The organism is Vibrio misgurnus (genome assembly GCF_029635775.1).
GTDB classification, from domain to species: Bacteria; Pseudomonadota; Gammaproteobacteria; order Enterobacterales; family Vibrionaceae; genus Vibrio; species Vibrio chanodichtyis.
The window spans coordinates 832784-854652 of sequence record NZ_CP113241.1; the positions used below are offsets into that span (position 1 = coordinate 832784).

Below are 21869 nucleotides of genomic sequence, written 5' to 3' on the forward strand. Positions count from 1 at the left end.
GCCGCAAAAGCACCCGTTGCTGCGCTAAAAGAGGCGGATGAGTCTCGTGAAGTTGCCGCAACCGGCGGGGCGAAAAAAGCCCAAGCTGAATCGACCGTTCGGGTTGATACCTCAACCCTCGATACCATTATGAATATGGTGGGTGAGTTAGTATTGGTGCGTAACCGTCTGCTGAGTCTTGGCCTGAACAGCAATGATGAAGAGATGTCAAAAGCGGTGGCCAACCTTGATGTTGTGACGGCTGATTTGCAAGGTGCGGTAATGAAAACCCGCATGCAGCCAATCAAAAAAGTGTTTGGACGTTTCCCCCGCGTGGTACGTGATTTAGCTCGTAGCCTAAATAAAGAAATTGATCTTGAGCTGCGTGGCGAAGATACCGATTTAGATAAAAATCTGGTTGAAGCTCTGGCTGATCCGCTCATTCACTTGGTGCGTAACTCGGTCGATCACGGTATTGAAATGCCCGATGAGCGTGCCAAAAATGGCAAAGCACGTACTGGTAAAGTGATCCTTTCTGCTTCTCAGGAAGGCGATCATATCGAATTGGCTATCGTGGATGATGGCGCGGGGATGGATCCGGATAAACTGCGTGCTATCGCGGTAAAACGAAGCGTGATGGATGAAGATGCAGCCGCGCGTTTAACCGATAAAGAGTGCTTCAATCTGATCTTTATGCCGGGCTTCTCAAGCAAGGAAAAAATCTCCGATATTTCAGGCCGTGGGGTTGGCATGGACGTGGTGAAAACCGCGATCAATACCCTGAATGGCTCGATCGATATTGATTCTAGCATTGGTAAAGGCACCAAAATTACCATCAAAGTGCCATTGACACTCGCCATCTTGCCGACCTTGATGGTTGGTGTCGCTGGCCATCCATTTGCCTTGCCTCTGGCGAGTGTTAATGAAATTTTCCATTTAGATCTGCGCCGGACCAACGTTGTTGATGGTCAACTGACCATCATTGTGCGCGAAAAATCAATTCCGCTATTCTATTTGCAAAACTGGCTTGCACCGAAACAAGGTAAAGCACAACTGCGCCAAGGTCATGGCCATGTGGTGATTGTCCAAATTGGTAGCCAGCGGATTGGTTTAGTGGTTGATACCTTAATCGGTCAAGAAGAAGTGGTGATCAAACCGCTTGATAAGCTGTTACAGGGGACTCCTGGTATGTCTGGAGCCACCATCACCAGTGATGGCCATATCGCGTTGATTTTGGATGTGCCGGATCTGCTTAAGCAGTATGCGGCGGCTTCTCGGATCTGATTAGCAGTATAACGATAAGGATAAACATGGCGATTAAAGTATTAGTGGTTGATGATTCGAGCTTTTTCCGTCGACGGGTGAGTGAAATCATCAACGCTGAATCGCGTTTAGAAGTCATTGATGTTGCTGTAAATGGCAAAGAAGCGGTCGAAAAGGCCGCTCGACTCAAGCCTGATGTGATCACGATGGATATTGAAATGCCGGTGATGGATGGTATTTCTGCGGTCCGTGAAATTATGGCCAGCAATCCTGTACCGATTTTGATGTTCTCTTCTCTGACCCATGATGGCGCTAAAGCAACATTAGATGCGTTAGATGCCGGAGCGTTAGATTTTTTACCCAAAAAATTTGAAGATATTGCACGCAACCGTGATGAAGCGGTCACGCTACTTCAACAGCGCGTGCTCTCGATCGCCTCGAAAAAAATCTTTTTACGTCGTCCGACGATCACTCGGCCAGCGTCATCTAGTTCGCTGAGTACTCCGTTAGCACAAGATCGCACGGTATCGAGCACGCCACTAAACAGCCGTAGTGTACCCGCTGCCTCGACCACACGTTTTAAAGCTTCCGGTAAAAAATATCAGCTCACCGCGATTGGCACCTCAACCGGTGGCCCGGTGGCATTACAGAAAATTTTGACCAAATTACCGGCCAATTATCCCCACCCGATTGTGCTGATCCAACATATGCCAGCCACGTTTACCGCAGCGTTTGCTAGCCGTCTTAACTCGCTGTGTAAGATTGAAGTCAAAGAAGCTGAAGACGGTGATATTCTGCGCCCTGGTGTTGCTTATTTGGCTCCTGGTGGCAAGCAAATGATGTTGGATGGACGTTTAGGTAGTGCGCGGCTGCGCATTATTGACGGTGGTGACCGCATGAATTACAAACCTTGTGTGGATGTCACCTTTGGCTCTGCCGCTAAAATCTTTGCCGACAAAGTATTATCTATGGTGTTGACTGGCATGGGCGCAGATGGCCGTGAAGGTGCGCGGATGCTGAAAGAGGCTGGCGCAACGATTTGGGCTCAAGATGAAGAGAGCTGTGTGGTGTATGGTATGCCACAAGCGGTGGCTAAGGCTGGCATCTCATCTGAAGATCTGCCATTGGATAGAATCGCAGAGCGCATGTTGGTAGAAGTCGGGCTCGCATAAGGAATCGCCATGATCGTTTGGAGTGTCGCAAACCAAAAAGGTGGGGTTGGAAAAACCACCACTACGATTACTCTGGCAGGCTTGTTAAGCCAGCAGGGTAAGCGTGTTTTGCTGGTGGATACTGACCCGCACGCTTCGCTGACCACCTATTTGGGCTATGACTCAGATGGGGTTCCTGCGAGCTTATTCGACCTGTTTCAGTTAGCGGAATACAATGAGGCGACGGTGCGGCCTTTAATCTTAAAGACCGATATTCAAGGGATTGACCTTATCCCGGCGCATATGTCATTGGCCACTCTCGATCGGGTGATGGGCAATCGTAGTGGTATGGGGTTGATCCTAAAGCGTGCTTTGTTGGCGCTGCGCCATGCGTACGATTATGTGCTGATCGATTGTCCACCGATCCTTGGTGTGATGATGGTCAATGCATTGGCCGCCAGTGATCGGATTTTGATCCCAGTGCAGACCGAATTTCTGGCCATGAAAGGCTTAGAGCGCATGGTGCGTACGCTGGCGATTATGCAAAAATCGCGTAGCCGTGAATTTAAAGTCACTATCGTTCCCACCATGTACGATAAGCGGACTCGAGCGTCGCTACACACATTAAATCAGTTGAAAAAGGATTATCCAGCTCAAGTCTGGACCTCTGCCGTACCGATTGATACTAAGTTTCGCGATGCCAGTTTACAACGTCTGCCGGCTTCTCATTTTGCCGAAAGCAGTCGCGGTGTATTCGCCTATAAGCAGCTACTGCTGTTTTTAGAGAGGCTCGCTATCGATGAGTAATGCCTTGATCTCAAGCGAACAAGCGCTGAATGATTACTTCAGCGCATTATTGGATGAAGAGACAGCCGATAGTGAGTTAACTCAAATTGTACCACCTGCTGATTTGGTACCGGCTCCTGTCGTCCAGCCTGTGTTCAATCCTCGCTACTTGGATGCCGAGTTGGAAGAACTCGAACTGCCCAACTTAGATGATGTACAGCGCTTGCTAAGCCAGTTGGAAACGAGTAACCCTATCGCAGACTTGGATCTTGAGCCGATTTTTGCTGAGAATACCGCCAAAATTGTGCGAGTGGAGCCTAAGCTCGAATCAGCCACAGTGCAGGAAGAGCTCCAAGAGTGGGAGATTGAAAATAGTGATCCAGAGATCACGCTTACTGAAACTTTAGCGCTGGCGGAGAGTGAAGTAGAACCAACGATCCCTTTGGTGGAAGAAGTGGAAGTGGTGGCTGAGCCGGTGAGCGTGGCCGCCGTAGAACCAGAAACTCAAGCGGGCTCGGCTCAACTCGGAACCTGGAACAACACCATCCGTACCAGTGATTTTCAAGTGCTCTATTTTGATGTGAATGGTGTCACGTTTGCGGTACCACTAGAGGAATTAGGCGGAATTCATCGTATGGCAAGCCTGAATCACTTAATTGGTCGCCCCGCTTGGTATTTGGGGTTGCAAACCAATCGTGATGCCCAACTTGATGTGGTGGATACTGCGAAGTGGGTTATGGCTGAGAAGCTGCATGATGATAGTTACAAACAAGCTTATCAGTATATTGTGATGTTAGGTGAGAGTGCGTGGGGATTGGCCAGCACTCAGCTGCTGGGCACAGAATTACTCAGTAGTGACAAAGTACGCTGGCGTGAACAGGTAGGTAAACGACCTTGGCTAGCGGGTATGGTTAAACAAAAAATGTGCGCTTTAATCCATGTGCAAGCATTGATCGCGATGCTCAATGCTGGGCTCGATGTCAAAGCACTGGAAAACTAATGTACTGGAAAACTAATATATTGAGAGTCGGCAACGACTTAGAGAGGGAAAAGTATGTCTCAGGCGAATGAAGTGAAACTCAGAAAAGACAAGTCGAACGATGAAGTACTTCAATGGGTAACGTTCCAATTGGAAGAAGAAACCTACGGCATTAACGTAATGCAGGTTCGTGAAGTGTTGCGCTATACAGAAATTGCGCCAGTACCAGGAGCGCCTGATTATGTATTAGGTATTATCAACTTACGTGGCAATGTTGTGACCGTGATTGATACCCGTTCACGCTTTGGTTTGATGCAAGGTGAAATCACCGACAACACGCGGATCATTGTGATTGAGTCTGAACGCCAAGTGATTGGTATTTTGGTTGATAGCGTGGCCGAAGTGGTTTACTTGCGTTCATCTGAAATTGATTCAACCCCAAGTGTTGGCACTGATGAAAGCTCTAAATTCATTCAAGGGGTGAGCAACCGTGATGGTAAGTTGTTGATCTTGGTCGATCTGAATAAGTTTCTCAGCGATGAAGAATGGGACGACATGGCTCACCTATAATGGCTGACTTAACGTGGTTAACACCTTCTGTCTTGGCAGGAGGTGTGGTAGCGATCTTGCTTGGCATCATTTTGATTGGATGGCGCTTCAAGTTTGCTTTGCGTCGGCAAAGCGAATCTTTTCGTCAGCAGATCCGTCAGCTGGATAAAGAGTTGCAAAAGTCCAACCGACAGTTACTGGAAGTTCGTTCGGCTATGGTCGGTTTAGGCCAAAAAGTCAGTGAGCAACAAGATGTGATCCGCCATTTAAATGACCGGTTACTGGAGCAAGAAAATACCGACGCAGACGCGCGTCTGTATACCCGAGCCAGTAAAATGGTGCAATTGGGCGCCGATCTCAATGAACTGATCCAAGAGTGTGAACTGCCCAAAGCCGAAGCTGAGCTGATGATGTCGCTGCAAAATAAGTTGACGGGTAAAGAGACGATCCCGCCTTTAGCGAGTCATCCGGAAGGTCGTACCCATAAGGTGAGATCTTAAGTGCCGTTTGGTGAGTGATTGCAACAAGTGTCGATGGTTGAAGGAAGCGCAAGCTTCCTTTTTTTATTGCTGCGTAGTATGAAATAAAAGCATACCGATAAATGATTAGCCAGCTAACCATAAAGGGTTATTTGCCGACAAGATCTGCGAAGTTTTAATAGTTTCTTACCTAGTTTCGTGATGGACAAGCCGCTTAGCGGCTTTAGTCTGCCTCTTGCTGTGGTAATATAACCGCCCCCTAATCTGTGTGTGGATAAGCATGTTACAAGTTAAAAATCTTACCGCGATCCGTGATGAGCGGACTTTATTTGAAGCACTCAGTTTTGAGATTGGGGCGGGTGAATTAGTCCAAATTGAAGGGCGTAATGGCACCGGTAAAACCACATTATTGCGCATTATTGCTGGCCTAGCGGAGTGCGAGTCTGGTGATATTCTCTGGCAGCAGCGCCGGATCCAAGCCGATCGTGAAAGCTACCATCAAGATTTGTTGTTTCTAGGCCATCAAACGGGCATCAAGCGTGAACTTACTGCATTAGAAAATTTGCGTTTTTACTTAGCGGTACATCAGCAAAGTTGTGAGCAATCAGCTATTTTTGAAGCATTGGCTAAAGTGGGTATGGCGGGGCTAGAAGATGTGCCAGTGGCACAACTTTCCGCAGGCCAACAGCGTCGAGTGGCACTGGCGAGATTGTGGTTAAGCCAAAAAACATTGTGGATTCTCGATGAGCCATTGACCGCGATTGATAAACAGGGCGTTAAAGTTCTCGAAGCGCTATTTTTAGCTCATGCTGAGCAAGGAGGGATTGTGATCCTAACCACCCATCAGGATATGTTTGCCGACAATCCTAAACTGCGCAAAATTCGCCTTGGTGGTGAACGGTTATGATGGCGGCTTTTACTCAGTTTATCCGTCGTGAATTGCTGATTGCCTTGCGCCGTCAAGCCGATGTGTTTAATCCGCTGTGGTTTTTTATCATAGTGATCACGCTGTTTCCGTTAAGTGTTGGCCCTGAGCCTGCGTTATTGGCGCGCATTGCACCTGGTATCGTCTGGGTGGCGGCATTATTAGCCGCCTTACTTTCGTTAGAGCGGCTGTTTCGTGATGATTTTCAAGATGGCGCTTTAGAGCAGGCCATGCTGACGCCGCTACCGCTCGCGATGGTGGTACTGGCTAAGGTGGTGGCACACTGGTTATTGACCGGATTACCGCTGATTTTGCTCAGTCCATTACTGGCAATTTTACTCGCGTTTGATAGCACAACTTGGTTAGCCGTAGTGTTAACGCTGTTACTCGGGACTCCAACCTTAAGTTTTATTGGCGCGATTGGCGTGGCGTTAACCGTAGGCCTGCCCAAAGGTGGTGTGCTATTGAGTCTGCTGGTGCTGCCACTATTTATTCCCGTGCTGATCTTTGCGACGTCAGCCATCGATGCGGCCAACCTCGGTATGGCATATAACGGGCAACTGGCCATTTTAGGCGCGATGCTGGTCGGGTCGATGACATTGACTCCGTTAGCGATCAGTGCGGCACTGCGCGTGAGTGTGCAGTAATGTGCTCGAACTTACGCAGCCTGCGTGAGATTTAAATTCAAAATTTATTTATATATCAACGATATTGCAATCAAAAATTAAAGTGAGATCAACATGTGGAAATGGCTTCATCCCTATGCCAAACCAGACGTCGCTTATCAACTGTGTGGTAAGTTGCTGCCTTGGTTTGCCAGCCTAGGATTTGTGTTGCTCGCGCTAGGGACAGTGCTTGGCTTAGCTTATGCGCCCGCCGATTATCAGCAAGGTGACAGTTTTCGGATCATCTATATCCATGTACCAGCCGCAATCTGGTCGATGGGGGTATATATGTCGATGGCCATTGCTGCCTTTATCGGCATTGTTTGGCAGATCCGCTTGGCGGATATGGCCGCTTTAGCGATGGCGCCGATCGGTGCGCTATATACCTTTATTGCCCTGATCACCGGGGCAATTTGGGGCAAACCGATGTGGGGTGCTTGGTGGGTGTGGGATGCTCGCTTAACCTCGGAACTGGTATTGTTGTTCCTCTATTTAGGTGTGATTGCGCTTTATCATGCATTTGATGATCAAAAGACCGCGGCCAAAGCCGCCGGTATCTTGGCGATCGTCGGAGTGATTAACTTACCGATTATCCATTTCTCGGTTGAGTGGTGGAATACCTTACATCAAGGAGCCACCATCACTAAATTGGCGAAACCTTCGATTGCACCGCAGATGTTATGGCCATTGCTGGCTTGTATCTTCGGTTTTGGTCTGTTTTTTGCGGCGTTAACCATGATCCGTCTGCGCAATGAAATTGTGAGTCGGGAAAGTCACCGACCTTGGGTTAGTGAGTTGGCCAATCAATCTCTACGAGGCAAGCAGTAATGCATTTTCAATCTTTCAGCGATTTTTTAGCGATGGGCGGGTATGCCAGCTATGTCTGGAGCGCATTTGGTTTGACCTATCTCTCAATGGCGGTGTTGTGGGTGGCCAGCGTTAGACGCAAGCAGCAGCTACTGGCTGAGGTGCGCAATAAACTTGAGCGGCAAGCGCGTATCGATGCCGCAAAACAGAGTGAGAACACACTATGAACCCAAGACGTAAAAAGCGGCTCGCTGTGGTGTTAGCCATCTTGTTTGGTTTAAGTACCACCGTGGGATTAATTATCTATGCGCTGAACCAGAATATGGATCTGTTCTATACCCCAACCGAGCTAGTGTATGGCAAAGAAGGGAAAAAACCCGAAATTGGTCAACGGTTGCGTATTGGCGGCATGGTGGTTGAAGGTTCTGTCAAGCGCGATGCAAGTTCGTTACAAGTGAGTTTTGATCTACACGATGTAGGGCCAAGTATCACTGTGACCTATGATGGCATTTTGCCGGATTTATTCCGCGAAGGTCAGGGCATTGTTGCACAAGGGATCTTAGTTGAGCCGACGCGGATTGAGGCGTTCGAAGTGCTGGCCAAGCATGATGAGAACTACATGCCACCAGAAGTTGCAGAAGCGATGCAAAAAACTCATGCACCGTTACAGTACACGGAACAACAACAAGGAAGCGCTCAATGATTGCGGAAATTGGCCATTTTGCACTTATCCTGGCATTAGCATTAGCGGTTTTACTGAGTGGATTGCCGCTACTGGGTGCCTCACGCAATAACACAATACTGATTAACACTGCACGCCCTTTGTCCTGGGGTATGTTCTGCATGTTATTGGTTTCTTTTGTAATTTTGCTATGGGCATTCTACAGCAATGATTTTACTGTGCAGTATGTGGCCAGTAATTCCAATAGTGAATTGCCTTGGTACTACCGGTTAACCGCAGTATGGGGGGCCCATGAAGGTTCGCTATTGCTTTGGGTGTTAATCCAAGCGGGCTGGACGGTGGCGGTAGCCAGTTTTAGCCGTGGTATGCCACAAGAGTCGGTAGCCCGAGTGCTGGCGGTGATGGGGATGATCACGGTTGGATTTTTGCTGTTTATCATTGTTACCTCCAATCCTTTCTTACGCACCTTGCCTTATTTTCCCATTGATGGGCGTGATTTAAACCCATTATTGCAAGATCCTGGTTTAATCATTCATCCTCCGATGCTGTACATGGGCTACGTCGGTTTTTCGGTCGCTTTTTCATTTGCGATTGCCTCGCTGATGACTGGTCGGCTTGATACCGCTTGGGCGCGTTGGTCGCGGCCTTGGACAATTGCCGCATGGCTGTTTTTAACATTAGGCATCGTATTGGGTTCTTGGTGGGCTTACTACGAACTCGGTTGGGGCGGCTGGTGGTTCTGGGATCCGGTTGAAAACGCATCATTTATGCCTTGGTTGGCCGGTACCGCGTTAATGCATTCGCTCGCGGTGACGGAAAAACGTGGCACATTTAAGGCGTGGACGGTATTACTGGCGATATCTGCTTTCTCATTGAGCTTGCTCGGCACTTTTTTAGTGCGCTCGGGTATTTTGGTCTCGGTTCATGCGTTTGCCTCCGATCCGGCGCGCGGTATGTTTATTCTTGGCTTTTTGATCGCCGTGATTGGTGGTTCATTACTGTTATTCGCGATCAAGGGTGCTGCGGTGCGAGTGCGGGGTAACTTCGACCTTGTGTCGCGTGAAAATGGCCTACTGGTGAATAACATATTGTTAATGACCGGGTTAGCCGTGGTATTGATTGGCACTCTACTGCCTTTGGTGCATAAACAGCTTGGCCTTGGTTCGGTCTCGATTGGTGCCCCTTTCTTTAACATGCTATTTGCTTGGTTAATGATCCCATTTGCGTTTTTTATGGGTATTGGTCCGCTGATCCGCTGGAAGCGAGATCAATTCTCAAGCTTAGTCAAACCTATGCTGATCAGTGCATCTGCCGCATTGACGCTGTCGGGGCTGATGATGTGGCTCAATGCTACCTCTTTTAGCTTGATGGCCTATCTTGGCTGGGTGATGGCGTGGTGGATTTTACTGCTGCATGGTTATGAACTGTATACACGAGCTACCCACCGGCATAGTTTTATCCGAGGGATCAGTAAGTTGCCGCGTAGCCACTGGGCGATGCTGCTCGGACATGCTGGATTGGCCGTCTCGATTATCGGTATTGCGATGGTACAAAATTACAGTATTGAGCGTGATGTACGTTTAGCGCCAGGCGAGAATTTCGTGCTTAACCAGTATGACTTTTATTTCCAAGCGGTGCGCGATAACGATGGCCCGAACTACGACGGCTATATTGCGGAGTTTGAAATCACTCGCCAAGGCCAATACATCAATACCTTACATGCGGAAAAACGTTTCTACCGTACCGCTAAATCAATGATGACCGAAGCGGCGATCGACCGCGGTATCACGCGTGATCTCTATATTGCGCTAGGTGAGCGTTTAGATGACAACCGTTCTTGGGCGGTACGGATTTATTATAAACCGTACGTTCGCTGGGTTTGGGCGGGCGGTTTGCTGATGGCGCTGGCTGGAATATTGGCAATTAGTGACAAACGCTACCGTTTTAGAAAGCACCTATCGCCGGAGGTTTAAGTGAATAAGAAAATTTTATTTATCCCACTCATCGCATTTTTATTACTGGCTGGAGTGTTTGCAACTCAGTTAGTCAGAAATTCCGACGGCGATGATCCGACCAAGTTGGAATCGGTGCTGGTTGGAAAAAGTGTGCCGGAATTTCGGCTTGAAGATTTAGCTGCACCGGGCAAGTTATATGATCAATCGATCTTTACCGGTGAGCCGCTACTGTTAAACGTATGGGCGACCTGGTGCCCGACTTGCTATGCCGAGCATCAATACCTCAACCAGCTTGCTGAGCAGGGGGTGAAAATCATTGGTCTTAACTATAAAGATCAACGCGATAAAGCGACCCAATGGCTGAATCAATTAGGCAATCCTTATCTGATCAGCTTGTTTGATGGCAATGGTATGCTGGGGTTGGATCTGGGGGTGTATGGCGCACCAGAGACTTTCCTGATTGATGCTCAGGGGGTGATCCGTTATCGCCATGTTGGTGATGTCAATGCGCGTAATTGGCAAACCACCTTAGCTCCTCTTTATGCTCAGTTACTGGCGGAGGCGAAACAATGAAGCAGTGGTGGGTTGCGGCTTGTGTCGCCATGCTGGTATCGCTTTCTGCTCTAGCGACCATCGAAGTGTATGATTTTGATACCCCTGAGCAAGAAAAACAGTTTCAGGATTTAGGTGCTACTCTGCGTTGCCCTAAATGTCAAAACAACACGATTGCCGATTCGAATGCGGAGCTGGCGCAAGATCTGCGGCAAAAAGTCTATGAGATGACTAAAGAGGGTAAATCGAAAGCAGAAATCGTCGATTACATGATCGCCCGTTACGGGAATTTTGTAACTTATAATCCGCCTCTGACCATCGGCACGGCGATCCTTTGGTTAGGACCGATTGCCGTCTTAGTGATTGGTTTTGCGTTGATGGTACTGCGTAGTCGCCGTAAAAAGCAGGATTCACTCAATGCCAGCGAATGGAGTGCAGAGCAAGAAGCACGTTTGCAGGATCTGCTCACTGAAAAGCATGAGGGAGAGAAATAATCATGTGGCTGTTTTGGATTTCGACCCTATTGTTGATCGCGATTGCGGTGGCGTTTATCGTCATCCCGTTGATGCAACCCCGAGTGAATAATGATCAACTGCTGCGTGATCAACTCAATAAAGCTTTTTATAAAGACCGCTTGCAAGAGCTTGAACAAGAAACGGCAGAAGGGATTGTGCTAGATCAGCAAGAGCTGATTGCCGATTTAAAGCAAACCCTGTTAGATGATATCCCGCTTGAGCAAAAGCACCAGCCAGAAAACCAAGTGGCAGTTTGGCGAGTGATTGTGCCTGCAGTTTTGGTGGTGATCGGGTTAAGCTCTGCCTTATACGCACAGTTTGGTCATTATCAGCAAGTACAAGCTTGGCAACAGGTTACGGCACAACTGCCACAGTTATCGAAAAAGTTAATGGTTCCTCAAGTTGAGCTCAGCGACCAAGAGATGAATGATCTGACTTTGGCGTTACGCACTCGCTTGCATTCTCAAGCCGATGATGTGACGGGGTGGCTGCTGTTAGGGCGCATAGGCTTGGCTAATCGTGACTTGAATAGCGCTATTGGCGCAATGAAAAAAGCCTTCGCACTGGATAGTGATAATCCAGAAGTGCAATTTGGTTATGCGCAAGCGCTGATGTTGTCTAATGACGCAGTGGATCAGCAAGCGGCCAAATCAATATTGCTGAAGCTGGCTCAACATGGCTATCCGGATTTGCGCGTCTACTCTTTATTGGCGTTCGATGCTTTTGAAAATAGTGATTTTGCAACCGCGATAAAATATTGGAGCTTCATGCAACAAGTGATCGAGCCCGACGATGCACGTTATGAGATGCTCACACGCAGTATTGACAGTGCGCGACAACGGATGGGACAAGACTTGGCGGCGGAGGGGCAATCGGTGAAAGTCACGATTAAGCTGGGTGCCCAGACTCAGGTTGAACCGACTGCGGTACTGATGGTATCGATCCATGCTCCAGGTTCGCCAATTCCGGTGGCAGCAGCGCGTTATCCACTTGGCGAATTCCCAAGAACCGTAGTCTTGGATGATAATAACAGTATGCTTGAAGGGGCAAAATTATCCAGCCTCGAATCTTTTGTGGTACATGCCCGCCTTGACCGTGATGGTAATGTGACCACCAAAACGGGTGACTGGTATGCTGAAAGCCAAATAACCCAGCCTGGACAGCCGGTTGAGGTTATACTTGATAAGCAGTATCCATAACATTACCTGCTGAATAATAGTATCAATAAGACCGATGACCACATCGGTCTTAGTACATGGAATAACATATGCTTAGCCGTTTATCTTGGATTGTTTTGGTAACCTCATTATTGGTTGGGTGTAGTAGTGCTCCAGATGAGGAGCCGTCGTCCCCTCAGGTGAATGATCCTTTAGAAGGTTTTAACCGACAAATGTGGACGATTAACTACGATTACCTCGATCCGTACATTGTACGTCCGGTATCGCTGTTTTATGTTGGCTATGTGCCTAAACCAGTACGTACCGGAGTTGGCAACTTTCTCTCTAACTTGGATGAGCCAGCGAGTGTCGTCAATAACCTGTTGATGGGTAATGGTTCAAAAGCCGCCGATCACTTTAACCGATTTTGGATTAATACCAGTTTGGGTTTACTGGGCATTATTGATATTGCTTCTGAAGCTGGGATCAGAAAAAGCAATGGCAAAGAGTTCAGCGATGTCGTTGGTCACTATGGGGTTGGCAATGGCCCTTACTTTATGTTCCCAGGTTATGGGCCTTATACGCTACGTCAAGTCGGTGATCTGGTCGATGGGCTTTATTTTCCACTGGTTTACCTCAATACCTGGGCTGGAATTGGTAAATGGACATTGGAAGGCATGGAGACACGAGCGGCGTTGGTGGCGCAAGAGCCTTTACTGCACAACTCGCCAGATCCTTATAGCTTAACTCGCGATGCTTTCATCCAACGTCGTAATGCTGAGGCGGAAATTCAAGTGGATGATTATGATGCGGAACAAGAAGAATATTTGGATGAGTATTTGAGCGAAGGATTATAATCATTGACCGCTTAGCTGTGGCTAAGCGGACATCACTCGACCACTAAAATACTCATTAGCAACGATATATTCAGTATTGCGGATCAATTCTTCGCGCATTTCCGACCAGTGTACCCGTTCATCATTCGCGCTGGGGACTTGGGGCACAACGCCTGCCACCCGAATATTGAACGGAGTCAGCTCTTTAGCCCAGCATTGAGTAAATCCGGACACCATCGAATTAGCACTTTCAATTCCCAACCGATCTTGTGGTGCGTTATAGCACACCACATTGACGATCACCCCTTTCGTATCGTGCTGACGCATTCTGAGTGAGCAGGTATGGCTAAAATTAAACAATGAAGAAGCAATGGTCGCTAATTGCTGAATAAATTGAGCGGCCGGTTTCTCATCGACCAAAGAGGGCAGGGGGGCGGAGGGTAAATTATTAATCAATACATCTGGCACACGATCGAATTTCTGCTCGGTAATATCAAGTAGATGCTCAATGCTTTCTGGTGAAAAATCGCACAGATGAAAATAAGCAACTTGATCTGAGATTGCACAGCAACGCTGATAAGTTTTGACTAAACCAGACAGATTGAGATCGCATAACATCACCCGTGCTCCAAGCCGCACAAAATGGATAGCTAAGGTGCTACCTAGCACTGAACTGGCAGAAGTTATTAAGATTACTGCACTTTTTATATCCATGTGTGCCACCTTTCCGTATTTTTGTGCGCTTTGTTAGCGAGGATTTCTGTAAATGAGTGTGGTTATAATAGTTGATAAAATGTGAATGCAATGTGAATGAGCTCGAGTGAGCTTAGATAATTCAAATTGAAACTCAATAGTTTGCATTCATTCACAAAAATGATTGCAGAATGTGGGTGTTTGCAGTGCGGATAATTTCATATCTGCGCGGATCAGAGAGCAACTCGTAATTGATCTTGACGGTAGGCGGTCGCAAGACGCTGATAAAAATCTTTAGCTAAGAGTGAAATCGGGGTTTTATCCGCCAGATGGCGTCGTTCGTGCCCAGAGAGATTCAAATACACCTCTTCCGGCAAGCCTTGGGTATCTTGTGGGCGATAGGTTAACGCTTCTGGAGTCAAGTAATGGCTTAGCTTAGCACTTGCCATGCCCCCTTGATGGAACTGTGCTGCTTGGTTGGCTGAAATTTGATACGAACTGTGATCATTCGCCAGCGGTTGAGGAGGCGCAAGTTCAAAACGTTGCCGTAGTAGCTGCTCAGTGGTGGGAGTCTGATCGATCTTATCTACCGGGGTGTTATCGCGAACATCATTCGAAAATAGCGCCATCAGTAGAGAGAAGTCAGCACGACGTCCTTGCGTAACGGCTTGGCTAATACCTTGGCCGAAATGCAATTCACTGATGATCGCAGCTTTGTCTAATGTGTGGACTTGCATGACACTCTCCCGTTGATGTTCATTTAACGGCACTTGAACGAAAAACTTGAGCGAGAGAGATAAAAAAGCCTGCAAAATTGCAGGCTTATGGCGTTTTATTAAGCGGATGATGCTTATTTGGCGAGGTTTTGAGCAACAAAATCCCAGTTAACCAATGCCCAGAAGCCGTTCATGTACTCAGGGCGCACGTTACGGTAGTCGATATAGTACGCATGTTCCCACAGATCAACGGTCAGTAGCGGTGTCACCCCTTCTTCCGTCAGCGGTGTCGCTGCATTAGAAGTGTTGCTGATCGCTAATGTACCATCAGCTTTTTTCACCAGCCAAGTCCAAGACGAACCAAAATTGTTGATCGCAGAATCAGTGAATTTTGCTTTGAACTCAGCAAAAGATCCGAACGCTGCATTGATGGCTTCAGCAACCGCGCCAGTTGGCTCACCACCGCCGTTTGGTGACAGACAGTGCCAGTAGAAAGTGTGGTTCCAAATCTGAGCGGCATTATTGAAAACACCACCGGTCGAGGTCTTGATGATCTCTTCTAATGATTTATTTTCAAATTGAGTGCCAAGGATCAAGCCATTCAGTTTTACCACATAAGTGTTGTGGTGCTTACCGTGGTGGAAATCCAGTGTTTCTGCTGAGATGTGTGGCTCTAGTGCGTCTTTCGCATAAGGAAGAGCGGGTAATTCAAATGCCATTGCGGATTCTCCATTGAGTGTAAAGAGAGACTTCTCTTTATGTCATTGCTTCCAGTGTATTATTTTATTCGTCACTATGACTGACTTGCCAATTAGTTTAGCAAGTTTTTACTTTATTAAAACCCCGAGTGCAGAAAAAGATCATTAAGGTCAATCAATCCCAAGCATAACCTTGCCCAGTAAACTAAGTTTAGCGCTTAACCGTGTTAATAATAGGGTTTTTATTCTCCATTATTGCTTTAGAATACGGCCATATTTGATGACATCCATTAATGAGGAAGCGATGGAAACTATTGATAAAATCAAACAGCAAATCGCCGAAAATTCGATTCTGCTTTATATGAAAGGCTCACCTAAATTGCCAAGCTGTGGTTTTTCTTCACAAGCGGCACAAGCACTGATGGCGTGTGGTGAAAAATTTGCTTATGTAGATATTCTGCAAAATCCGGATATTCGTGCGGAATTGCCAGTCTATGCGCAGTGGCCTACTTTTCCACAATTGTGGATTGAAGGCGAGTTGATCGGTGGTTGTGACATCGTGCTGGAAATGTTCCAGAAGGGTGAACTGCAAACACTGGTTAAAGAGGCGGCAGCCCGTGCCGCTAATCAAGAATAATACTGTATAAAATTACAGTTTTACTTGCGTTTATAAGGCCACATTGAGTAATGTGGCCTTAATTTTATCTGATCAATGACCACCATGAGTCGACTCTTTATTGCTGAAAAACCAAGCTTAGCGCGAGCCATTGCCGATGCTCTGCCTAAACCACACCAAAAACAGCCGGGCAGTATTCGTTGCGCGAATGGTGATGTTGTGACGTGGTGTATTGGCCATCTGCTTGAGCAAGTTGAACCGGATGCTTATGCTGAACGTTATAAAAAATGGCACATGGCCGATTTGCCGATTATTCCACAGCAGTGGCAATTAAGGCCTAGGAAATCGGCGGCTCAGCAGCTTAGCGTTGTACGCAAACTGCTTAAAGATGCGACGCAAATTATTCATGCAGGCGATCCAGACCGTGAAGGACAACTGTTAGTTGATGAAGTGTTGGATTACTGCAAAGTGCCTCAGCATAAAAAAGCCCAGGTACAGCGCTTATTGATCAGTGATTTGAACCTTGCTGCAGTAAAACGTGCTCTACAGGATTTACGCAGTAATCGTGAATTTATTCCGCTTTCGGTTTCTGCCTTAGCCCGCTCACGCGCCGATTGGCTATATGGCATGAATATGTCGCGCGCCTATACTCTGCTTGGGCAAAAAGCGGGCTATCAAGGGGTGCTTTCTGTTGGCCGGGTGCAAACACCGGTGCTGGGTCTAGTGGTGAGGCGTGATCAAGAGATCGAAAATTTTATCGCTCATGACTATTTCACACTCGATGCGCTCATCCCTTATCAAAATGCTGCGGATCAGTTTGATATCCGTGCTCGTTGGCAACCGAGTGACGCTTGTTTGCCGTGGCAGGATGAGCAAAGTCGAGTGATCAACCGTAAGCTGGTTGAGAATGTCGCCAGTCGCATCGCACATCAACCTGCCAGCGTAACCGGATCAGAGCAACAGCAAACCAAGCAAGCGGCTCCGCTGCCTTATTCACTTTCGACGCTGCAAATTGATGCAGCCAAGCGTTATAACATGAGTGCGCAGCAAGTGTTGGATATTTGTCAGGCACTGTATGAGAAACATAAATTAATCACTTATCCACGCTCTGATTGCCGTTATTTGCCTGATGAACATTGGGCCCAAGCTGCAGAGGTGGTGGCGGCGATCGCCAATAATGCCCATGAGCTGACAACGGCTGTACAGCAGGCCGATTTATCGTTGCGTTCTAAAGCGTGGAATGACCGTAAGGTCGATGCTCATCATGCGATTATCCCCACCCCAAAACAGGCCGCGCTGAATCGGTTGTCTAGCTATGAGTTGAAAGTGTATCAGCTGATTGCTCGTCAATATTTAATGCAATTTTATCCAGCCGCCGTGTACGCAGAGGCAAAGTTAGTGTTTAACATCGCTGGTGGCACTTTTATCGCCAAAGGGCGTCAATTGCTCAGTGCGGGCTGGAAAGCATTAACCGGTTGTCAAGATGAGCAAGTCGAGGGTGTAGATAAAGTGCCACCTCTGCCTATCGGGACTGTACTGCAGTGTCGAGAGGGGGAGATCAAACAAAAGCAAACGGAGCCGCCTCGTCATTTTACTGAAGCAACGCTGTTGCAAGCGATGACTGGGATTGCTCGTTTTGTCGCGGATCAAGATCTGAAGAAAATTCTCCGTGAAACCGATGGATTAGGCACGGAAGCAACCCGTGCTGGTATTCTCGATACCTTATTTAAGCGTGGCTTATTACAGCGTGATAGTAAGCTGATTAAAAGCTCTCCCGCTGGTCGGGGCTTGATTGAAGCATTACCCAGTGAAGCCACTTACCCAGATATGACGGCGCATTGGGAGCATCAACTGCAAGCTATCGCAGAGAAAGGCCAAGCTTACCAACCCTTTATGCAGACCTTACAGCATCGGCTTGAACAATTGATCGAGCAAGTTAAAATTGCGCCAATACCTACGGCATTACAATCTTTACCCGCGGTCAGCAAGCCTACTTTTAAACGCACACGGCGTACTTCGAAGAATCAACGTCAAGCTAGAAAACGTAATTGATTGGATTAACTGCTGGGGATGAAGTAGGGGCATTATTCTGTTGCGAAGAAGGGAAGTTGACGCGAGCATCGTCGATGCTAGAAGGATGCTGAAATAACCACATATGTATCACCTATTTGTATTAGGTGACATTTGATCGTCTTAAAACGAAAAAAGCCCTTGATAAATCAAGGGCTTGAATGTGGCGGAGAGATAGGGATTTGAACCCTAGGATAGCTATTAACCATCGCCGGTTTTCAAGACCGGTGCTTTCAACCACTCAGCCATCTCTCCTTTTGTGCGGGCATAATATCGAGCTGATACTCACTTGTAAAGCCCCCAATAAACCGTTTGCTGCAATTATGTACACTTGGCTGCGATTTTTATCACTAAGCGTCATTTTGTACATTGATTAAAACGGAAAAGGGGAGTTTCTTAGAAACTCCCCTTTAGGTGTATGGTCGGACTGAGAGGATTTGAACCTCCGACCCCCGACACCCCATGACGGTGCGCTACCAAGCTGCGCTACAGTCCGATGCGCGTAATCTAATAACTTTTGTGTAAGGCGTCAAGCCTAGCTTGGCTTAAAATAATGAATTTAATTGTCTTTTGCGTAAAAACGCTGCAATTCAGTCAAACCTTGCATTAATACCGGTAGGGTCGGTGTTGTCTGTTTTAGGCGCTGGTATTCATTATCATAGACTTTAAAATTGCCAAACTTATCAATCACGGTGGTGTTTTGATCGGTTATTAAAGCCAACTCTCGGGCATCACCCGCAAGGATCCATTTGCGCTTACTTTCATTAAATAGATTTTTACCACTACTGTAATCTATCGGGTTGGATGAAACCCCAAGCAGATCTTGCATTAGAGTAACCGAGAAGTCGAGATGGCTAGAGCGGTGCGCGTAGGTACCAGCAATTCTGCCTGGCCAGTGGATCACCATTGGTACTTGCAGTTGATAGCGACTGTAGTTGCTGTCCGAACCCCAAGTATTGGTTTTGGTTTCGTTAAATTCGGTGCCGTGGTTAGAGGTCAGCACAATCACGGTGCTTTCGGCTAAGCCAAGCGTATTGAGCTGCTCAAGTAACTGGTTTAAGACTTGGTCAGCTTGGGTCACGGAGCGGTTATAGCTTGCGCGTAAGCGCTGTTCGGTGGAACCCTGTACAGGCGCATCGGTGAGATCGGAAAATTCTTCAAGCGTGGTCAATTCGAGATAGCTAAACCAAGGTTTTTTCTGAACGGAAGGTAGCCATTCTGCCCACATGTTTACCACTTGTTGATCGAAGGTATGCTGATTATCTACTGCGATTTTGGCCCGCTTTAATGTTCTAAATAGCGTTTCTTGATAAAGAGGATCGGCAAAATCATTGCCACTAAATAACCCAAATTGATAATCATTTTTTCTCATGATATCAATAAATAGCGGTGCACTGCCTTGGACACGAACACTGCTTGCGTAGGTGCTAGGTAAGCCATAGAACAAACCAAAGACCCCAAACATATCGTTGCTGGAACTGTAGTGGTTGGTAAAGTTGAGGTTTTGGTTGGCAAATTGATAAGCGGTTGGCATCAGATCTGGGGTTAAGGCATCCGCGCGCAGATTGTTAATGCTCACGATCAGCACGTTGAGGTTATTGGCGCGACGATTAAACTCTAACGGCTCCAATGGATAAGCCAGTACATCGATCTCGTTACTCTGCTCCGCCAGTCGCTTAGTGTACTCTTCTCTATCAAGTAAGCCGTGTTTTTCCATAAACGATTTGGCCGTCATCGGATAGGAGAGTGGGAAGTTAGCCCGTTGGCTGGTCACCGGTGCATATAGATAGGCATCGGACCAGACATAAATTAGATGGCTAGCAATAAAACTCACAAAAAACACCCCAGCGATTGGGCGTCCAATGCGCTTGTGCGATAGTTTGCGCTGCTTGCGCCATACCCATTCAGAGAGGCCAAGTTCAAGTAAAAAGATCAGCGGTAAAACCACAAACAGATGTTGTAAATCGGCATTGACGCTGCTGGTTTCATCGCTAAATAGCAACTCCCAAACCACCGGATTTAGATGCAGGTTAATGATCTGGTACGCTTGAGTGTCAATCAATAGTACCGTCAAGCCAAGTGTTGAGAAGCAAACGGCGAGAAAACGAAATAAGCTGCGTGATGGAATGATAAAGGTCAGAGGAAAAAGCACGAGCAGGTAGAGCGCGAAAACCAGAAAACCAAAATGGCCAATCCACGATAGGGTCAAATAGAGTTGCCCAAGCAGGGTTTCTGGCCAAGGTGATTGGGAAAGGTATCGCGTACCAATTAAGATAGCGGCGATGATATTAAAGAAGGCAAACCAATGCCCCCAACCAACTAAACGAGAAACTCGATCACCGTATGTATTTTCGCTGTCTACCATGTGCTTTTTCTATTAATAGGTTAAATGGGTCATTTAGCTTTGCAAAGACGAGATTAATGCTTGTGCGAATTTTTCTGCAATTATTTTACGCTGCCCTGCGGCAACATTTTGATTGAGTATATTGGTGGCAACATTACCCACCACCATTAAGGTGAGCTCTGGCGATGCATGGTGTTTATCGAGTACCGCAGCAATTTCAGTCAGAATGGTTTCAACGTGTTGGTCACTGTATTTCGATGTAATAGGCATATTGACTCTGATGATGATAGTAAAAGCGGCTTATGATACCCTAGTATGCCTGACAACTGAAACCACAACGATGATTATTTCACTATGAGCCTATTCCTTTCTAACGTGATTTTGCACCAACTGCGTAAAAATGATAACGATGAATTAGAGGTCAATTATCGCGCTGAATCTTTGCCTAATGATGCGTCCACCGAAAATTTGGTGGCGGAGTTACATCGTATTTTTAATGCCAAAGCAGGTAAAGGTTTCGGTTGCTTTAAATCAGACAGTGAGTTTCAGCTTTGGTTGCAAGAGATGCGTCGTGGCAGCTTACCCTTTTACCCTTTTTCACAGCAAAGCGCGCAGCGTCTGAAAAATGAGCTAGCCAAATACCCTTTCGCTGATGAAGGCATTTTAGTCATGGCGGAATATCAATCTTTGGCCACCGATTATCTGTTTATTGGTTTGCTACCGCTTAATCAAAGTTTGAAAGTCACCGAGGGACTAGAGATTAGCGCGACCGACTATCTGGATATCAATAAAATGGATATTGTGGCGCGGATTGATCTCTCTAGCTATGAGACGGACCAAGAGTCCAAGCGTTACCTGAGTTACATTAAAGGCCGAGTTGGGCGCAAAGTGGCCGATTTTTTCCTCGATTTTCTGCAAGCCGATATTGGTTTGGATACTAAGCAGCAAAACCAAGTATTGATGCAAGCGGTAGAAGATTTCTGTACGGATGCCAAGTTCGAAAAAGAGGAAACGATCAGTTATAAGAAGCAGGTGTACGAATACTGTAACGATCAAATCAAAGCTGGTGATGAGGTTAAGGTGCAAGAACTTTCTGGTGAGTTGCCAGCCAGTCATGAAGGGATCAATTTTTTCGATTTTACCCGTGAGCAAGGCTATCAATTAGAAGAGAGTTTCCCCGCGGATCGCTCAACCGTGCGTAAACTCACCAAATATGTTGGTGCAGGTGGTGGCTTAAATCTCAGCTTTGATAGTGTGTTACTTGGTGAGCGGGTGTTCTACGATCCAGAAACCGACACTTTGACCATCAAAGGGACACCGCCCAATCTGCGTGACCAACTGACGCGTCTACGCTAATCGGATATTTGCGGTGGCAAGCATGCCGTGCTAGCCCCGCAATTCGATCGACTGATATCGCTAGTCGAATAGGTAAAAAAAAAGAGCGCTTGCAAG

At 47.1% G+C, this 21869-nt stretch carries 23 protein-coding genes, 2 tRNA genes and 1 pseudogene; 19 read left to right on the plus strand and 7 right to left on the minus strand.

Annotation, left to right across the window (positions count from 1 at the left end):
- The 16 genes and pseudogenes from OOK74_RS15075 to OOK74_RS04055 form a co-directional block, all read left to right on the plus strand.
- Positions 1-1263 (plus strand): annotated as a pseudogene (locus OOK74_RS15075) (chemotaxis protein CheA); the annotation flags it as partial.
- Between the two features lie 26 nt (positions 1264-1289).
- Positions 1290-2414, plus strand: a complete 1125-nt coding sequence (locus tag OOK74_RS03985) for a protein-glutamate methylesterase/protein-glutamine glutaminase (protein ID WP_274722245.1) — start codon at positions 1290-1292, stop codon at positions 2412-2414.
- A gap of 9 nt (positions 2415-2423) precedes the next feature.
- A complete protein-coding gene (locus OOK74_RS03990; RefSeq protein ID WP_274722246.1) occupies positions 2424-3200 on the plus strand; it encodes a ParA family protein in 777 nt (258 codons plus the stop codon).
- Positions 3193-4179: a chemotaxis protein CheW gene (locus OOK74_RS03995; RefSeq protein ID WP_274722247.1), complete on the plus strand. Its 987-nt coding sequence runs from the start codon at positions 3193-3195 to the stop codon at positions 4177-4179. Before OOK74_RS03990 ends, OOK74_RS03995 begins: the two co-directional genes overlap by 8 nt.
- 54 nt (positions 4180-4233) lie before the next feature.
- Positions 4234-4728 carry a chemotaxis protein CheW gene (locus OOK74_RS04000; protein ID WP_166013328.1) on the plus strand — a complete coding sequence of 165 codons (495 nt, stop codon included), beginning with the start codon at positions 4234-4236 and terminating at the stop codon, positions 4726-4728.
- On the plus strand, positions 4728-5207 hold the full coding sequence (locus OOK74_RS04005; RefSeq protein ID WP_274722248.1) for a DUF2802 domain-containing protein: 480 nt from the start codon (positions 4728-4730) through the stop codon (positions 5205-5207). The genes OOK74_RS04000 and OOK74_RS04005 overlap by 1 nt, the downstream gene beginning before the upstream one ends.
- A 259-nt stretch (positions 5208-5466) precedes the next feature.
- Positions 5467-6093, plus strand: a complete 627-nt coding sequence (gene ccmA / locus OOK74_RS04010; protein WP_274722249.1) for a cytochrome c biogenesis heme-transporting ATPase CcmA — start codon at positions 5467-5469, stop codon at positions 6091-6093.
- Positions 6090-6758 carry a heme exporter protein CcmB gene (gene ccmB, locus OOK74_RS04015; protein WP_274722250.1) on the plus strand — a complete coding sequence of 223 codons (669 nt, stop codon included), beginning with the start codon at positions 6090-6092 and terminating at the stop codon, positions 6756-6758. The genes ccmA and ccmB overlap by 4 nt, the downstream gene beginning before the upstream one ends.
- A 93-nt stretch (positions 6759-6851) precedes the next feature.
- The gene (locus tag OOK74_RS04020; RefSeq protein WP_274722251.1) at positions 6852-7604 is read left to right on the plus strand and encodes a heme ABC transporter permease; all 753 of its coding nucleotides are present in this window, start codon (positions 6852-6854) and stop codon (positions 7602-7604) included.
- The gene (ccmD, locus tag OOK74_RS04025) at positions 7604-7810 is read left to right on the plus strand and encodes a heme exporter protein CcmD (RefSeq protein WP_166013323.1); all 207 of its coding nucleotides are present in this window, start codon (positions 7604-7606) and stop codon (positions 7808-7810) included. The genes OOK74_RS04020 and ccmD overlap by 1 nt, the downstream gene beginning before the upstream one ends.
- Positions 7807-8286 carry a cytochrome c maturation protein CcmE gene (gene ccmE / locus OOK74_RS04030; RefSeq protein ID WP_274722252.1) on the plus strand — a complete coding sequence of 160 codons (480 nt, stop codon included), beginning with the start codon at positions 7807-7809 and terminating at the stop codon, positions 8284-8286. The genes ccmD and ccmE overlap by 4 nt, the downstream gene beginning before the upstream one ends.
- Positions 8283-10238, plus strand: a complete 1956-nt coding sequence (locus OOK74_RS04035; RefSeq protein ID WP_278183152.1) for a heme lyase CcmF/NrfE family subunit — start codon at positions 8283-8285, stop codon at positions 10236-10238. Before ccmE ends, OOK74_RS04035 begins: the two co-directional genes overlap by 4 nt.
- On the plus strand, positions 10239-10793 hold the full coding sequence (locus OOK74_RS04040; RefSeq protein WP_274722254.1) for a DsbE family thiol:disulfide interchange protein: 555 nt from the start codon (positions 10239-10241) through the stop codon (positions 10791-10793).
- 29 nt (positions 10794-10822) lie between these two features.
- The gene (locus OOK74_RS04045; protein WP_278183253.1) at positions 10823-11266 is read left to right on the plus strand and encodes a cytochrome c-type biogenesis protein; all 444 of its coding nucleotides are present in this window, start codon (positions 10823-10825) and stop codon (positions 11264-11266) included.
- 2 nt (positions 11267-11268) lie between these two features.
- Positions 11269-12486, plus strand: a complete 1218-nt coding sequence (ccmI, locus tag OOK74_RS04050; RefSeq protein ID WP_278183153.1) for a c-type cytochrome biogenesis protein CcmI — start codon at positions 11269-11271, stop codon at positions 12484-12486.
- Positions 12487-12554: 68 nt separating this feature from the next.
- A complete protein-coding gene (locus OOK74_RS04055; RefSeq protein WP_274722256.1) occupies positions 12555-13301 on the plus strand; it encodes an MlaA family lipoprotein in 747 nt (248 codons plus the stop codon).
- A gap of 21 nt (positions 13302-13322) precedes the next feature.
- Here OOK74_RS04055 and OOK74_RS04060 read toward each other — a convergent pair whose 3' ends face one another.
- The 3 genes from OOK74_RS04060 to sodB all read right to left on the minus strand — a co-directional run bounded on the left by OOK74_RS04060 (position 13323) and on the right by sodB (position 15408).
- A complete protein-coding gene (locus OOK74_RS04060; RefSeq protein WP_274722257.1) occupies positions 13323-13994 on the minus strand; it encodes an SDR family oxidoreductase in 672 nt (223 codons plus the stop codon).
- Positions 13995-14206: 212 nt separating this feature from the next.
- The gene (locus OOK74_RS04065) at positions 14207-14710 is read right to left on the minus strand and encodes a VC2046/SO_2500 family protein (RefSeq protein WP_274722258.1); all 504 of its coding nucleotides are present in this window, start codon (positions 14708-14710) and stop codon (positions 14207-14209) included.
- 113 nt (positions 14711-14823) lie between these two features.
- Complete coding sequence (sodB, locus tag OOK74_RS04070) at positions 14824-15408, minus strand: superoxide dismutase [Fe] (protein WP_274722259.1); 585 nt, start codon at positions 15406-15408, stop codon at positions 14824-14826.
- A gap of 283 nt (positions 15409-15691) precedes the next feature.
- Between sodB and OOK74_RS04075 the strand changes: the two genes are divergently transcribed.
- The gene (locus OOK74_RS04075; protein ID WP_274722260.1) at positions 15692-16024 is read left to right on the plus strand and encodes a Grx4 family monothiol glutaredoxin; all 333 of its coding nucleotides are present in this window, start codon (positions 15692-15694) and stop codon (positions 16022-16024) included.
- Positions 16025-16108: 84 nt separating this feature from the next.
- Positions 16109-18055, plus strand: a complete 1947-nt coding sequence (locus OOK74_RS04080; protein WP_274722261.1) for a DNA topoisomerase III — start codon at positions 16109-16111, stop codon at positions 18053-18055.
- A 182-nt stretch (positions 18056-18237) separates the two neighbouring features.
- Here OOK74_RS04080 and OOK74_RS04085 read toward each other — a convergent pair.
- From OOK74_RS04085 to OOK74_RS04100, 4 genes are all read right to left on the minus strand, one after another.
- Positions 18238-18328: transfer RNA gene (locus tag OOK74_RS04085), tRNA-Ser, on the minus strand.
- Positions 18329-18492: 164 nt separating this feature from the next.
- Positions 18493-18569, minus strand: a tRNA-Pro gene (locus OOK74_RS04090).
- Positions 18570-18632: 63 nt separating this feature from the next.
- Entirely contained in the window at positions 18633-20438 is a 1806-nt protein-coding gene (locus OOK74_RS04095) for a DUF3413 domain-containing protein (protein WP_274722262.1), read from the minus strand.
- 33 nt (positions 20439-20471) lie between these two features.
- On the minus strand, positions 20472-20687 hold the full coding sequence (locus OOK74_RS04100) for a YejL family protein (protein ID WP_166013310.1): 216 nt from the start codon (positions 20685-20687) through the stop codon (positions 20472-20474).
- An 84-nt stretch (positions 20688-20771) separates the two neighbouring features.
- Here OOK74_RS04100 and yejK point away from each other — a divergent pair, with 84 nt between their 5' ends.
- Positions 20772-21773: a nucleoid-associated protein YejK gene (gene yejK, locus OOK74_RS04105; RefSeq protein ID WP_274722263.1), complete on the plus strand. Its 1002-nt coding sequence runs from the start codon at positions 20772-20774 to the stop codon at positions 21771-21773.
- Positions 21774-21869: the final 96 nt, after the last annotated feature.

Excerpts from the sequence above, each read along its gene's own strand:
- OOK74_RS04000 (WP_166013328.1), top strand. The coding sequence starts at position 4,234 with ATGTCTCAGGCGAATGAAGTGAAACTCAGAAAAGACAAGTCGAACGAT.
- OOK74_RS04080 (WP_274722261.1), top strand. The coding sequence starts at position 16,109 with ATGAGTCGACTCTTTATTGCTGAAAAACCAAGCTTAGCGCGAGCCATT.
- OOK74_RS04095 (WP_274722262.1), bottom strand. The coding sequence starts at position 20,438 with ATGGTAGACAGCGAAAATACATACGGTGATCGAGTTTCTCGTTTAGTT.
- ccmA (WP_274722249.1), top strand. The coding sequence starts at position 5,467 with ATGTTACAAGTTAAAAATCTTACCGCGATCCGTGATGAGCGGACTTTA.
- OOK74_RS03995 (WP_274722247.1), top strand. The coding sequence starts at position 3,193 with ATGAGTAATGCCTTGATCTCAAGCGAACAAGCGCTGAATGATTACTTC.
- OOK74_RS04045 (WP_278183253.1), top strand. The coding sequence starts at position 10,823 with ATGCTGGTATCGCTTTCTGCTCTAGCGACCATCGAAGTGTATGATTTT.
- yejK (WP_274722263.1), top strand. The coding sequence starts at position 20,772 with ATGAGCCTATTCCTTTCTAACGTGATTTTGCACCAACTGCGTAAAAAT.
- OOK74_RS04065 (WP_274722258.1), bottom strand. The coding sequence starts at position 14,710 with ATGCAAGTCCACACATTAGACAAAGCTGCGATCATCAGTGAATTGCAT.
- ccmE (WP_274722252.1), top strand. The coding sequence starts at position 7,807 with ATGAACCCAAGACGTAAAAAGCGGCTCGCTGTGGTGTTAGCCATCTTG.
- ccmI (WP_278183153.1), top strand. The coding sequence starts at position 11,269 with ATGTGGCTGTTTTGGATTTCGACCCTATTGTTGATCGCGATTGCGGTG.
- OOK74_RS04035 (WP_278183152.1), top strand. The coding sequence starts at position 8,283 with ATGATTGCGGAAATTGGCCATTTTGCACTTATCCTGGCATTAGCATTA.
- OOK74_RS04005 (WP_274722248.1), top strand. The coding sequence starts at position 4,728 with ATGGCTGACTTAACGTGGTTAACACCTTCTGTCTTGGCAGGAGGTGTG.
- OOK74_RS04100 (WP_166013310.1), bottom strand. The coding sequence starts at position 20,687 with ATGCCTATTACATCGAAATACAGTGACCAACACGTTGAAACCATTCTG.
- ccmB (WP_274722250.1), top strand. The coding sequence starts at position 6,090 with ATGATGGCGGCTTTTACTCAGTTTATCCGTCGTGAATTGCTGATTGCC.
- OOK74_RS04020 (WP_274722251.1), top strand. The coding sequence starts at position 6,852 with ATGTGGAAATGGCTTCATCCCTATGCCAAACCAGACGTCGCTTATCAA.
- OOK74_RS04055 (WP_274722256.1), top strand. The coding sequence starts at position 12,555 with ATGCTTAGCCGTTTATCTTGGATTGTTTTGGTAACCTCATTATTGGTT.
- sodB (WP_274722259.1), bottom strand. The coding sequence starts at position 15,408 with ATGGCATTTGAATTACCCGCTCTTCCTTATGCGAAAGACGCACTAGAG.
- OOK74_RS04075 (WP_274722260.1), top strand. The coding sequence starts at position 15,692 with ATGGAAACTATTGATAAAATCAAACAGCAAATCGCCGAAAATTCGATT.
- OOK74_RS03990 (WP_274722246.1), top strand. The coding sequence starts at position 2,424 with ATGATCGTTTGGAGTGTCGCAAACCAAAAAGGTGGGGTTGGAAAAACC.
- OOK74_RS04060 (WP_274722257.1), bottom strand. The coding sequence starts at position 13,994 with ATGGATATAAAAAGTGCAGTAATCTTAATAACTTCTGCCAGTTCAGTG.
- OOK74_RS03985 (WP_274722245.1), top strand. The coding sequence starts at position 1,290 with ATGGCGATTAAAGTATTAGTGGTTGATGATTCGAGCTTTTTCCGTCGA.
- ccmD (WP_166013323.1), top strand. The coding sequence starts at position 7,604 with ATGCATTTTCAATCTTTCAGCGATTTTTTAGCGATGGGCGGGTATGCC.